The organism is Lysinibacillus capsici (assembly GCF_003367505.1).
GTDB classification, from domain to species: domain Bacteria; phylum Bacillota; class Bacilli; order Bacillales_A; family Planococcaceae; genus Lysinibacillus; species Lysinibacillus capsici.
This window is the reverse complement of sequence record NZ_PXXX01000003.1, coordinates 1-13,754: the sequence shown is the minus strand read 5'-3', so window position 1 is coordinate 13,754 and position 13,754 is coordinate 1. Positions and strand designations below refer to the sequence as shown.

The 13,754-nt window shown below is 40.0% G+C and carries 13 protein-coding genes; 3 read left to right on the top strand and 10 right to left on the bottom strand.

Going from position 1 to position 13,754, the window contains the following annotated elements; genetic code table 11:
• Positions 1-4: 4 nt before the first annotated feature.
• The 4 genes from C7B89_RS01150 to lplA all read right to left on the bottom strand — a co-directional run bounded on the left by C7B89_RS01150 (position 5) and on the right by lplA (position 3,222).
• A complete protein-coding gene (locus C7B89_RS01150; RefSeq protein ID WP_048390821.1) occupies positions 5-430 on the bottom strand; it encodes a hypothetical protein in 426 nt (141 codons plus the stop codon).
• 11 nt (positions 431-441) lie between these two features.
• A complete protein-coding gene (locus C7B89_RS01145) occupies positions 442-1,425 on the bottom strand; it encodes a sensor histidine kinase (RefSeq protein ID WP_048390819.1) in 984 nt (327 codons plus the stop codon).
• Positions 1,425-2,129 (bottom strand): response regulator transcription factor, encoded by a 705-nt coding sequence (locus C7B89_RS01140; protein ID WP_004230457.1) that lies wholly within the window; start codon positions 2,127-2,129, stop codon positions 1,425-1,427. Before C7B89_RS01140 ends, C7B89_RS01145 begins: the two co-directional genes overlap by 1 nt.
• A gap of 100 nt (positions 2,130-2,229) precedes the next feature.
• Positions 2,230-3,222, bottom strand: coding sequence for a lipoate--protein ligase (gene lplA / locus C7B89_RS01135; protein ID WP_048390817.1), 993 nt, complete (start codon positions 3,220-3,222; stop codon positions 2,230-2,232).
• Positions 3,223-3,366: 144 nt separating this feature from the next.
• Here lplA and yhfH point away from each other — a divergent pair, with 144 nt between their 5' ends.
• Positions 3,367-3,492: a protein YhfH gene (yhfH, locus tag C7B89_RS01130; RefSeq protein WP_004230455.1), complete on the top strand. Its 126-nt coding sequence runs from the start codon at positions 3,367-3,369 to the stop codon at positions 3,490-3,492.
• Positions 3,493-3,891: 399 nt separating this feature from the next.
• Here yhfH and C7B89_RS01125 read toward each other — a convergent pair whose 3' ends face one another.
• The 6 genes from C7B89_RS01125 to C7B89_RS01100 form a co-directional block, all read right to left on the bottom strand.
• On the bottom strand, positions 3,892-6,081 hold the full coding sequence (locus tag C7B89_RS01125; protein WP_115673010.1) for a YhgE/Pip domain-containing protein: 2,190 nt from the start codon (positions 6,079-6,081) through the stop codon (positions 3,892-3,894).
• 133 nt (positions 6,082-6,214) lie between these two features.
• On the bottom strand, positions 6,215-6,787 hold the full coding sequence (locus C7B89_RS01120) for a TetR/AcrR family transcriptional regulator (protein WP_009373269.1): 573 nt from the start codon (positions 6,785-6,787) through the stop codon (positions 6,215-6,217).
• A gap of 121 nt (positions 6,788-6,908) precedes the next feature.
• The gene (locus tag C7B89_RS01115) at positions 6,909-7,433 is read right to left on the bottom strand and encodes a FixH family protein (RefSeq protein WP_004230451.1); all 525 of its coding nucleotides are present in this window, start codon (positions 7,431-7,433) and stop codon (positions 6,909-6,911) included.
• Positions 7,434-7,436: 3 nt separating this feature from the next.
• On the bottom strand, positions 7,437-8,825 hold the full coding sequence (locus C7B89_RS01110) for a sensor histidine kinase (protein WP_054549576.1): 1,389 nt from the start codon (positions 8,823-8,825) through the stop codon (positions 7,437-7,439).
• Positions 8,822-9,505, bottom strand: coding sequence for a response regulator transcription factor (locus tag C7B89_RS01105; protein WP_004230448.1), 684 nt, complete (start codon positions 9,503-9,505; stop codon positions 8,822-8,824). The genes C7B89_RS01110 and C7B89_RS01105 overlap by 4 nt, the downstream gene beginning before the upstream one ends.
• Entirely contained in the window at positions 9,505-10,473 is a 969-nt protein-coding gene (locus tag C7B89_RS01100; RefSeq protein WP_241489986.1) for a YncE family protein, read from the bottom strand. The genes C7B89_RS01105 and C7B89_RS01100 overlap by 1 nt, the downstream gene beginning before the upstream one ends.
• 184 nt (positions 10,474-10,657) lie before the next feature.
• Between C7B89_RS01100 and C7B89_RS01095 the strand changes: the two genes are divergently transcribed.
• Together C7B89_RS01095 and C7B89_RS01090 are read left to right on the top strand one after the other, a co-directional pair.
• Positions 10,658-11,743, top strand: coding sequence for a glycosyltransferase family 2 protein (locus C7B89_RS01095; RefSeq protein ID WP_048390807.1), 1,086 nt, complete (start codon positions 10,658-10,660; stop codon positions 11,741-11,743).
• 179 nt (positions 11,744-11,922) lie between these two features.
• Positions 11,923-13,754, top strand: a 1,832-nt coding sequence (locus C7B89_RS01090; protein ID WP_425269267.1) for a beta strand repeat-containing protein, incomplete at its 3' end; no start/stop codon positions are given.

Below are 13,754 nucleotides of genomic sequence, written 5' to 3'. Positions count from 1 at the left end.
CACCTTATTTCTTCATTAATTCTAAGGATTGAGGTAAAAGCCACTGTAAAACGACCTCAAAACCAATGTGAAAATGAGGCTCTGTTAAAGCCAGTATTGACTCTTCCTCTACTAAACTAAAGCAATGCTCCCCAATAATCACATCCCAAGCATCCATTTCTCCCTCTACGATTTCCCCACATACAGTATAATACCCACTATACATAATCTGTTGACCGTCTACAGGAAAAGCATTCAATAATGTTGGTTGCTGTAAGTTTAACCCAAGGCTCTTTGAAAAATGCAGTAGTTCTTCATCTAACTTTTCATTTGCCAGGATAAAATTTTGATAGGCTAATGGATCTCCCGCTTGCAGATGTGTCATATAAAGCGCATTTGTTTTCTCCTTATCAATCGTTAGTTTCCAATCTTCTATACGTACCTCTACCATCCTAGTGCCCCCTAATTTGTAAATGTTACTGTCACAATCGTCCCTTTTCCTACCTCTGATGTAATAGCCAGCTCATGCCCTAGCTTTTCACAGATTTCTTTGGCTAAATAAAGGCCCATTCCAGTTGATTCACCTGTTTTCCGCCCATTTTCGCCAGTAAAAAAGGCTTTCGTAACACGAGAAAGATCGGAAGCTGGAATCCCAATACCCTCATCACAAATCGCAAGTTGTACATAGTCATCCTTTTCAATGGCAGAAATAACAATTTTTTTATTGGCTTCAAACGTGTATTTCACTGCATTGGTGATAAATTGTCCAAGAATGAAACGAAGCCATTTTGAATCACTGGCAACAATTAGATCGTCGTCAATATGAATTTCCGGGAAAACTCTTTTCGTAATAAATAAACGTTTATTTTCATTAACAGTTGCAGTTACAATACCTTTTAACGCAACCCGCTCTACTTGCATATCATCCTCAAAATTTTCTAGGCGTGCATTAACAAGTACCATGTCCAATCCTCTACGCAAGCGATCGATTTCCTCCTGAACATTCTTTTTATCAAGAGGTCGGTCATCTTGTAATAATAATTCAATCACTGAAATAGGTGTTTTCATTTGATGGACCCACTGGTTCATAAATTGATCATGCCTTTTTTGACTTGCATATAAAGCATGCAGCTCATGTTGATAAAGTCGATACAATTCATGCATATACTTCTCGGTTTGTATAGCTTCTGGCGTTTTTGCATTTTTTTGTAGCACATCCTCCATTGCTGATGGAAGCTGAGTTATCTTCAATAAGTAGCGTTGCCGCATTAAATAGCGGACAAGTAAAAAGGATGCTAATAGCACAAGGCTAATACAAAAGGAATAAATAGCCGTATCAATATTTCGAAAACCGTCGAGTGCATAGATAACCATGATGAAGCCAACTAATAAGAGCTGGAACACAATAAATGATGCATAATCACGTAAAAAAAGTTTCCAGCCCACTATAGCTCACCTGCACTTAATATGAATCGATAGCCTGCACCACGTACCGTTTCGATTGTTGACGATATATGATAATCCGCTAACTTTTTTCGAACTCGGGTCATATTCACATTCAAAGTGTTTTCATCGACAAATGCTTGATCGTCCCAAAGCTCCTCTAACAATTGCTCACGCGAAACTACTTTCGGTGCATTGCCCATCAATAGCTCTAAGATGATACATTCTTTTTTCTGAAGTGGAATTTCTAAATCATTTTTATGTAGCTCCATTCTTTCTAAATGAAGTACAAGCTGTCCTTGCTTGATTGTCCGTTCTTCTTGCCTTGCTGCATATTCACCATATGTACGGCGTAGATGACTACGGATTTTAGCCAACACAATTTCGTAGTTAAAAGGCTTTGTAATAAAATCGTCGCCCCCATTTTCAAGCGCAAAGATTTGGTCCATTTCTCCTGAGCGTGCAGAAATGAAAATTATTGGACATGTTGTATGCTGACGTAGCTGGCGACACCAATAATAGCCATCGTAAGCGGGTAAATTTATATCAAGCAGCACCATATGTGGATTAAATGCTGTAAATTCTTCTATAAGATGATCAAATTCTTGAATTGTTGCAACTTCGTATTGATATTTTCTAAGCGTTTCCGCTAGTAATGATGCAATCTTGACATCATCTTCAACTATGAATATTCGATGCTTTTCCATATCAACACTCCTTTCTTTCTATATTGTATCAAAAAAAGGTTCGACGACATAATTGTCAGCGAACCTTTAGGCTAAAACATTACATGAAACCGTATTTTCCTTAATAAATTAATTGTAAAAAGTCCTCAGTTGAAATTCCACCAAAATATGTAGGGATATCAATGTCTGCTAATGCCTTAGCAATTGCAGCTCTGTCATAGTTTGTCCCAACTAAGCGCTGTTCTATATCAGCCATATCACCGACACCAAAGAAATCTCCAAAAATATGCACTTCTTCCATCACACCATGATTTACTTCTAGGCGAATATCAATGCCTCCTGTTGGGAATCGGTGTGTTTTTTGAATATTAAAGCGAGGTGATTTCCCAAAATTCCACTCCCATGTTTGATAGCGTTCCTCTGATAGCTTGTGGATATTTGCCCAATCATCTTCGGTTAGCTCATAATAACGAATATTTTCTTCCCCGCCAAAAATGGATTTTAAAATTTCAAGACGGAATTCCTCAACTGTCATTTGCTCTTTTAAAAACTCTGAAATGTTTGCTACTCGTGAGCGAATTGATTTAATACCTTTTGATTCGATTTTATCCTTTTTGACCTTTAAGGCTGAGACAACCGCATCGATTTCTGTATCAAACATCAATGTACCATGGCTGAACATACGTCCTTTTGTAGAGAACTGAGCATTTCCTGAAACTTTACGTCCCTCTGCTAGTATATCATTACGTCCTGAGAGCTCTGCATTCACACCCATTTTTGCTAGAGCGTCAACAACTGGTTGCGTGAATTTTTTATAGTTCATAAAGCTATCGCCATCATCATTTGTAATAAAGCTGAAGTTAAGATTGCCTAAATCATGATAAACAGCACCACCACCTGAAAGACGGCGCACAACAATAATGCCATTGTCCTCTACATAGTCTGTATTGATTTCTTCAATCGTATTTTGGTTTTTACCGATGATGATAGACGGTTGATTAATATAGAAAAGGAGCACTGGCTCTTTCTCAACGTCCATTGTTTTTAACAAATACTCCTCAATAGCAAGATTAATACGTGGATCATGGATCCCTTTATTATCAACGAAAATCATAGTTCACGTTTCCTCCTTCACAAAATATCCATATTTATTTTACCGTAAATTAGGCATTTTGTGTTGACGAAAAGCATCTGTTATAATACACTAGAAAATATCAAAACAGTAATAGTACAGATGAACTTAAAGGAGGAGTCCACAATGTTAGAAAACGTAGTTGAATTTTTCAAGAATTTACCTGCTAAGCAATGTACTGAGTGCGGTGAAAAAATGGAAGAACAAAGCGAATGCTACAGCAACACTTGTGAAAAATGTAACCACCTATAAGCATTTGCCTATTCTGATATAGTCATATACGTGCCCCACACGTAGCAATCATGACACCCTTCATCATATTTTGATGAACCCTTAATTAAATCTCTTACACTTACAAAAAACAACAGCTGATACGCTCATATCAGCTGTTGTTTTTATGCTTTTGAAAAAGACAATCACTAGCAGAGAAATACCTTTTGGCAAGGGAAGGGGGATTTCCGTTCTGCCAGCGTCCAGAGGGAGCAGCTCACCTACTTAAAAACAAATGACCGCAATGGAAATCCATACTTTTTTTCATAAAATTTCTATAGATAACTTCGTTTTTATTTATGTCATTTGAGGCTGAAGAATTATTACATAACCCCTATGAACAACAAAGCACTCACCGTACATTAGGTGAGTGCTTCATGATTAGTTTTCTTCAGCTACTTTAGAGTAACGTTTATTGTGCAGTAGCATAAAGTAACCAAATGTGATCGCTAAGAATGCTACTAAGAAGCCAGCTAGAACTCCATAGTTTTGCATTAAGAATGACGTATCACCAGTAGAAATACTTGATTTAAATGCTTGAACTGTATATGTCATCGGTAATAGCTTGTTAAATACTTGTAATGGTGAAGGTATTAATTCTAATGGGAATGTACCTGCACTTGTTGTTAATTGTAAAATTAGTACAACAATTGCCATGAAACGACCAGGGTCACCAAAGATTGAAACAAGCATTTGGATTAAGGCTAAAAATACATAGCTTGTTAATAAGGCTGTTAAGATAAAGTAGCCCATGTTATTCACTTCGAGGCCTAGACCCCATTTAACAATAACTACTGTTAGTAATGTTTGCACTAAACCTACGACTGCTAGTACTGTCACTTTACTTGTAAACCAAGATGCCCCGTTTTTAGGACGAATAGCAGGTTCAACAAGTGGAAACACAATTGAAATTAATAATGCACCTACGAATAAACCTAGAGAAATAAAGTACGGTGCAAAACCTGTACCATAGTTAGGAACATGGTTTACAGACTCTTTTTCAACTTCAACTGGACTACCTACCATATCATACGTGTCTTGATTTGCTTTAACTTCATTTGCTTTTTCACTAGCCTCACCTAATTTACCAGATAAAGTAGCTGTACCATCTGCAAGCTCCGTCGAACCATCTGCAAGTGTTGCAGATCCTTGTGCTAGCTCACCAGATTTTGAAGCAAGTGTTGAAGTACCTTGATTTAATGTTGTTGTACCATTCGCTAATTCATTTAAACCAGATGCTAATGTTTTTGAACCTGTTACAGCTGTATTCACACCTGCATGTAGTTCACCTAATTTTGCAGCTAATGTAGCATTACCTGCTTGTAGACCTTTTGCACCTTCCAATAAAGCATTACTTTTAGCTGATAATGCATTCGCACCAGCTAGCACTTCTGCTTGACCTGCTGCAATTTGAGTTGCCCCAGAGCTTACTTGATTGGCACCAGCTTGTAATTTTTCTGTACCAGCTGATAAGGATGTTAAACCGTTATGCACACTAGCACTACCTGCCTGTAGTTCCGCTAATGTTTGTTTCAACGCTGTTGCTTGCTCTTCAGGCATTGAAGCCATCATCGTTTGTAATTGATTTGATAGAGCTGTAATGCCTGCCTCTACTTTTGCAGATCCCGCTGTTAATTGAGTTGCCGCACCATTCAATGCACCGGCATTCTCAGCAATAGATGCTGCACCTGCACTAATTTGCTGTTGTTTGTCGTTTAAAGTGTTTAAACCAGCACCAACTTTTGCAACACCTTGTGTATATTGTGATAACCCCTGTTCAAGGCTCGTTGCTCCATTTGCAGCTTGCTGTGCACCCTGTTGTAATTGAACAGTACCATCTTGTAGTTTGACTAAACCACTAGATAAGTCATTCGCGCCTTTTGCGGCATCTCCCGCACCTTTTGTTAATTTATCAGTACCATTTGATAGTTCAACTGTGCTCGATGCTAGTTGCTCCAGATATCCTTTTAAATCTTTTGCACCATTCGCTACTTTTTGTGCACCCTCATCTAGCTTATTTGAGCCATCTGCAGCTTCTGTAAAGCCATCTCCAAGTGTTGCAATGGAATCAAATAATTTTTCAGCATAAGTCGCTGATACTTGAGAATTTACTTCAGCGCGTACACGATCCATTGCAGTCTCACCAATTTGAGCACCAAGGAAGTTCAATCCCTCGTTTGGAATGTAGTTCATTACTAATTTTGATGGTTTGTCATCTAATAGTGTTGTTGCATGTTCAGAGAAATTTGTTGGAATTTCTAAAATCATATAATAGTCACGACTATTTAAGCCTTTTTCAGCTTCATCTTTTGAAACTTCTATAAAGTTAAATTGCTCGCTATCTATCAATTTATCGACCAAGGTATCCCCTAAGTCTAATTTAACGCCATCCATCTCAGCACCAGTATCCTCATTAACAACAGCTACTGGAAGATTAGGAAGCCCCGCATAAGGATCCCAAAACGCCCATAAAAACATACCCGCATACATTACTGGAATAAATAATACAGCAATGATTGACACAAGCATTTTTCTTGTTTTAAAGATCTTCAGCCACTCAGCTTTAATCATATAATATCCTCACTCCTAAACTATTTGACCGAAAACGTCATTTGGTCATTTTCATTCAAAAAAAATAATCAACCTCGACAATATTGCAAAAAGAGCACTTGATTCAATACTTATACAGCTGTATTTTATCGAATCAAGTTAAAATCAAACCTCGAAAGATAGTTTCCTTAAAAAGATTAAGAATCTTTTCTTCAGGGATTACATCACCATGTAACTCATGCCAATCGACAACAAAAGCAAGATATGCCTTCAGCAATAAGTAACTAACTAGCTCCGCATCACACTCTCTAATTTCACCTTTATTAATACGTCGTTGTATTAACTCTGCGACATACGATAAGATTTCAGTCTCGATACGTAGTAGCACCTGTTTAACTGCTGGTGTTCGTAATTCTTTTTCTTCCTCGATTAGCTTTGCAAATAAAAGATGTTTTTCTCGGAACTGTAGCATTTTCATTAAAGCATTATGCGCATTATCCATAAAGCTTGCTGATGCATCCAACACTGCATCTGCTTCCGCTTTCATCTCTCGTACAAGTGACATTGCGATCTCTTGAAATAAAATTTCTTTATTTGCAAAGAATGTATAAATCGTACCTTTACCGACATTGGCGATTTTAGCCACTTGCTCCATTGTTGTTGCCTTGTAGCCAAACAATGTAAAAGATTTTGCAGCTGCTTCAAGAATTTCCTGCCTACGATCCATTAGTAACATCCTTTCTAGTTAGGTTATGTACATCTCTCGTACACTTCAATAAAAATGACCAGAAAACCATTTCGGTCATCTGGTCATTATCATATTCCTATTTCAAAAAAATTGCAAGCTTTTAATGATGATTTTTTTCATCTTTTTTCTCTTCCTCATGATCCATATCATCTGAAGTGTCATTATTATGATCCATCATGTTATTATCCATGCTGTTATTGGCTTTTTCATCCTCTGGGACAACCTTTGTCATATCAGGGCTTCCAGCAATAATTTGTTGCTTTGGCATATTATGAACACCGTTAGCTGTTGTATGTGCATACATATAATACACACCATCATGATCAAAAGTAGTCGTTGCTTTATATACACCGTCTTGCTCTAATTTCCCATCAATCATTTGTCCTTCATCGCGTTTTCCTGATTCCCAAACTTCAAATTCTACTACAGCATCATCGACATTTTTTCCACCTTGTTCAACATGTGCTGCCAGCTCAATCGTTTCATTGAGTGCTACTTCTTTTGGTGTTAAAATTTCAACTTCTGGGATCTGTGGTACTTCTGGTTCTGGCAATGCCTCTTTTTTTTCTCCACATCCTACTAATAATGTAGGGACTGCAATTAGCGCAAATAACCACTTTTTCATCTTTTAATCCTCCATTAATGGCAACCGTATCTTCACGGATGTGCCTTTTTCAACAACACTTTCAATTTCTAACGTTCCCTGTAACTGTTTTAATAACTGTTCAACAATCGATAAACCTAGTCCACTACCACCGTCCGCACGACTTCGAGCTTTGTTAACACGATAAAATCGTTCAGTGACATGGGTTAAATCCTCGACAGGAATACCAATTCCATAATCCCTAATGGTAATTTGTGCACTACCAGCCTTTTCAGCAGCAACAATTTCCACCTTAGAATTTTCATGCGAATAATTAATCGCATTTTCAATAATGTTAATAAAAATTTGTTTTAGTTTTACTTCATCCGCTTCAATAATTAGGGCATCATCTACATCTAAATATAAAGTTATGTTCTTTTTATTTGCTTGATGCGTTAAGATTTTTTGAACCTCTCGTAATGTTTCACCTAATGGAATTGGATATAAATCAATGTCAGTTTGTTCATTTTCTGTTCTTGCCAGTTGAAGTAATTCGTTTGTTAAGCGTTCCATGCGATTGGCCTCACGGACGATTAGCTGAATGGTTTCTTCTTTTTGGCCTTCTGTGATGATGCCATTTTGCATGGCTTCGCTATAGCCCTTTACATAGCTAATTGGTGTTCGTAATTCATGCGAGACTGTTGCCAAGAATGTTTTTTGTGCTTCATCCTCTTGCTGAATGGCCTCTGCCATTTTATTAAAGGTACTAGATAATTTACCGATTTCATCTCGTGAATTGACAGGTACACGAGTCTCATAATTCCCATAGGACATCTGCTCCACTGCAAGCTGTAAATCGTTTAATGGTCGCATAATATGTCGAATCCCTTTATAAATTAAATAGCTAACAACTACTAAAAATATGAAAGCACTAATAAACAATAAAATAACGCCACTATTTGCCAATTCACTAATTTTGGCCAGTGGGAAATAAATATAAATAATACCTTCTAATCGATTTTGATCAACAAGTGGTACAACCACCGAAATAAGTTGTCGATCAAAGCGAGGCTCGTACCCAATTTTTTGCACATACTTTCCTGCCAATAATTTTTGTCTTTCCTCAGGACCAATCAATGTCTCATAATCGATATCAAATGGAACACAGGCACTTAATTCACGAGGATTCCTTACCGCAAATATATTCAAATTGGAATAATCATTAAATTCTTCAATATCTGCAATAAATTCATCCGTTACCTTGCCATTGTCATACATTGTTTGTAGCTTCAATCCAACTTCGACCATTGTATCTTCTGTATCTTGTACATATAAACGTTGATATAAAAAATTTGTGAGAACATACATAAAGACAACGGTAATAATTAAAAAGGCGAAAATTAACAACCAAATGCGCGTGGCAATTTTTTTCATTCGCCAGGATCAAAGCGGTAGCCCACACCCCAAACGGTTTGAATATGCGAAGCCGCATCCTTTCCAAGCTTTATTCGTAAAGTTTTAATATGTGTATCTACCGTGCGTGTTCCACCTACATAATCAATATCCCAAATGCGTTCTAATAATTGCTCTCTCGAATAGGCATTTCCTGGATTTTTCATAAATAAGTGTAAGAGTTCAAATTCCTTTAAAGTAAGTGGAATACTCTTTCCATCAACGGATACTTTTCGTGCTATTTCATCTATTTTAATAGAGCCAAAAATTACGTACTTTTGCTGTAGTTCTGTAATATTTGCACCACTTCGTCTTAATACAGCATAAATTCTGGCTACGAGTTCATCATGTGTAAATGGCTTAACAATATAATCATCTCCGCCAAGTGTAAGACCTTTCACTTTATCCTCATTCGCATCACGTGCAGTTAAAAAAATAATCGGCACATTGGACATAGCCCGAATACTTTGACAAACAACAAAACCATCCTCATGTGGCATCATTACATCAAGTAAGACTAAATCTATATTTTCACGCACTATTACATCGTAAGCCTCAGTTCCACTAGCGGCAGTAAATGTCTCTATATCAGAGTTATTGAGCATCATTTCAATTAAATTACGCATATCCTGCTCATCATCAACTATTAATACAGTTGTCATCATTGTTCCTCCCTTACTAACAGCTGAAAAGCACCTTTCCCCACATCAACTGTTTTTTCCTTCTGGCCATCTTTTATAAAATACAATGTGTGATCATCATAGCCAGCGACAACAATATAATCTTTAAATTGATCCACTACAAATGGATTTGCCCCAACCTCTTGCTGCCATTTGATATGGCCATCAAAGTCAGCCACATATAACTCGTTGTGACCATGACTTACAACAAGAATAGCATCTTTGGTCTTTTTTATTCCTACTGGCATCAAAGGCATGTCAATCTCTCCATGCAGTTGACCTGTAGTCAAATCATATTTTTTAACAGAACTATTTGGCTTACTTCCTTCCCCATGACCGCCTACCCATAGCTCATGTGTTTCTTCTAGAACAGCTATTCCATGTGCAGATTTTTGAATCGGCCATTCTTGCTCAATTTTTAAATCCTTCATATTTAACACAGATAACTTTGTATCTTTAAAATTAATAACATATAGTTTATCCCTATACGATGTCATTGACATTGGATAATTGCCAAGTTGTTGTGAAGCTAGCTGATTGCCTTCTTGATCAAAGCTTGTCACTGTATTGGTTTTACTATTCGTGATAAAAAATTGCTTGATGTTGTCATCGTAGTATACATTGGTCGTACCAATCTCTACTTTTTTTGAATAGAGCTTTTCTCCGGTGGATATTGTATAGACGTCGATGTTATTTAGTTGGTGTCCATATAATAAAACTTGGTCATCTCCTAATAATATGGCCCCTGAATAAGCCTTATCAAATAACCATGTCGCAAGCATATTCCCATCCTCATCAATAAAATCTAATGATGGCTCTTGTATGTTCAATGAAGCTATAAAACTTCGTTCCCTTTCAATGGGTTCATATGACTTTTCAGCGCAACCCGCTAACCATATAATTTGTAGTAACGAAAAAATGAAGAATGCCCATTTTTTCAACTTTATCACCTCTGCCCCTTTACTATACTTCACAATTGTGAAATTCGGGTGAAACTTGGAAGGTAAATTTATGACAAACCATGAAAATACATTTCACATATCAGGCGCGCAATTCTTCTAACAGTTCAATCATCCAACCAATATTTCCGTCCTTACATATATTACAAAGATAATGGTAAGGAGGAATTTGAGTATGATATCCATTAGCTTATGTATGATTGTAAAAAATGAAGAAGATGTTATTGGTCGATGTCTTGACTCTGTCAAAGATATAGTAGATGAAATTAATATTGTTGATACGGGATCAACAGATAGTACAAAGCAAGTGGTTGCACAATATACAGACCGAATTTTTGATTTTAAATGGATACATCACTTTGCAGCAGCACGAAACTTTTCCTTTCAACAAGCAACAAAAGAATACATCCTCTGGCTTGATGCTGACGATGTTTTTTTAGAGGAAGACCGCCAAAAATTAAAGGCACTCAAAGCATCTCTTACTTCCGACATTGATGCTGTTTCTATGAATTATCATTTAAGTTTCGATCATGAGGGAAATGCAGATGCCTTAATAAGAAGATATCGCCTTGTCAGGAGGGAAAAGCAATTTCAATGGATTGGTGCAGTTCATGAATATTTAGAAGTTTGTGGTATGTTGTTTGATAGTGATGTTGCTGTCAGCCATTTACCGTTAACCCATGATCACTCCCGCAATATTACGATTTATAGACAACTGATTGAAACGGGAGAAACACTATCACCACGTGATACATTTTATTTTGCTAATGAATTAGTAGATCATGGCCTGTTTGAGGAAGCTATTTATTATTATGAATTATTTTTAACGTCCAAATTAGGGTGGATTGAAGATAACATACGTGCCTGCTTAAAATTAGCTGATTGCTATTCCCATTTAAACGATAAAGAAAACAATTTCAGCGCTATACTACGAAGCTTTGAATACGATATCCCCCGACCAGAAGCCTGCTGTCGCCTAGGTTATCACTTTATGGAACAATCTAGAAATTACGAAGCTATATTTTGGTATGAGCAAGCTCTAGTGATTAAACAGAAGCCAAATGCGCCCTTTCAAAACAAAAGCTTTTCTACATGGCTACCCCACTTACAGCTCTGTGTTCTTTACGATCGCTTACAACAATATGAACTAGCCAATGCCCATAATGAATTAGCGGGCTCGTTTATTCCGAATGACCCAAAAATTCTACACAATAAAGAATATTTCAAGCGTATTTTAACAATCAATCACAAAGACTCTTAAAAAATATCAATCACCATCTAAAAAGTTTCGTCTCCTGTTTGCAGGATAAACATCCAATTATCTTAAATACAGTTGCAACGAATCTATAAATAACTCTCTATTTACAAGTAATTAATAGTTATGTGTCTACCTCCCTTATCATTCATCAGAATACGATATTTGAGAGAGGAGGTGAGATTATGCATTTTGGAAATTTTATAGATAGAGTTTGCAGTAAGTGTCATTCATTTCCTTGTTGTTGTAAAACTGGTCCTATTCCAAGTTGTCCAATTTGGCCAGTGAAACCTACAGGACCGACTGGGGGGATAACTGGACCTACAGGTAGTACAGGTGTGACTGGCTCTACGGGGGTAACTGGCGTTACTGGGGCTACTGGCGCTACCGGCGTTACTGGCGCTACCGGCGTTACTGGAGTAACTGGGGCTACTGGTGTTGCTGGTTCTACGGGCGCTACTGGCGTTACCGGGGCTACTGGTGTTACTGGCGCTACCGGCGCTACCGGCGCTACCGGCGTTACTGGCGTTACTGGTTCTACGGGTGTAACCGGCGCTACTGGTTCTACCGGCGCTACCGGCGTTACTGGAGTAACTGGGGCTACTGGTGTTGCTGGTTCTACGGGCGCTACTGGCGCAATCGGACCTACTGGCGCTACTGGCGTTACTGGCGCTACCGGGGCTACTGGGGTAACTGGGGCTACCGGCGTTACTGGGGTAACCGGCGCTACTGGCGCTACTGGTGTAACCGGGGCTACCGGGGCTACTGGCTTGACTGGCGCAATCGGACCTACTGGCACCACTGGGATAACTGGGGCTACCGGCGTTACTGGCGTTACTGGCGCTACCGGCGTTGCTGGGGCTACGGGTGAGACTGGCGCTACTGGGGTAACTGGGGCTACCGGTGTTGCTGGGGCTACGGGCGCTACGGGCGTTACTGGCGCAATCGGACCTACTGGCGCTACTGGTGTAACCGGGGCTACCGGCGTTACTGGCGTTACTGGGGTAACCGGCGCTACTGGCTTGACTGGTGCAATCGGACCTACTGGCGCTACTGGAGTAACCGGGGCTACCGGCGTTACTGGGGCTACTGGCGTTACTGGGGTAACTGGGGCTACCGGCGTTACTGGCGTTACTGGCGCTACCGGCGCTGCTGGCGTTACCGGCGTTACTGGCTTGACTGGTGCAATCGGACCTACTGGCGCTACTGGAGTAACCGGGGCTACCGGCGTTACTGGGGCTACTGGCGTTACTGGGGTAACTGGGGCTACCGGCGTTACTGGCGTTACTGGCGCTACCGGCGTTGCTGGCGTTACCGGCGTTACTGGCGCTACTGGCGTTACTGGTTCTACGGGAGTGACCGGCGCTACTGGTATTACTGGTTCTACGGGTGTAACCGGGGCTACTGGCGCTACTGGTTCTACTGGGGTAACCGGCGTTACTGGTTCTACGGGTGAGACTGGGGTAACTGGGGCTACCGGCATTACTGGAGTAACCGGCGCTACTGGCACTACTGGAGTAACTGGCGCTACCGGCGTTACTGGCGCTACCGGCGTTGCTGGGGCTACGGGTGAGACCGGCGCTACTGGCACTACTGGAGTAACTGGGGCTACCGGTGTTGCTGGTTCTACGGGCGCGACTGGCGCAATCGGACCTACTGGCGTTACTGGTGTAACTGGGGCTACCGGCGCAATCGGACCTACTGGCGTTACTGGTGTAACTGGGGCTACCGGCGCAATCGGACCTACTGGCGTTACTGGAGCTACCGGCGTTGCTGGGGTAACTGGGGCTACTGGCGTTACTGGTGCAATCGGACCTACTGGCGCTACTGGGATAACCGGGGCTACTGGCTTGACTGGTGCAATCGGACCTACTGGGGCTACCGGTGTTACTGGCGCAATCGGACCTACTGGCGCTACTGGGGTAACTGGGGCTACCGGTGTTGCTGGTTCTACGGGCGCGACTGGCGCAATCGGACCTACTGGCGCTACTGGGGTTACTGGTTCTACGGGTGTAAC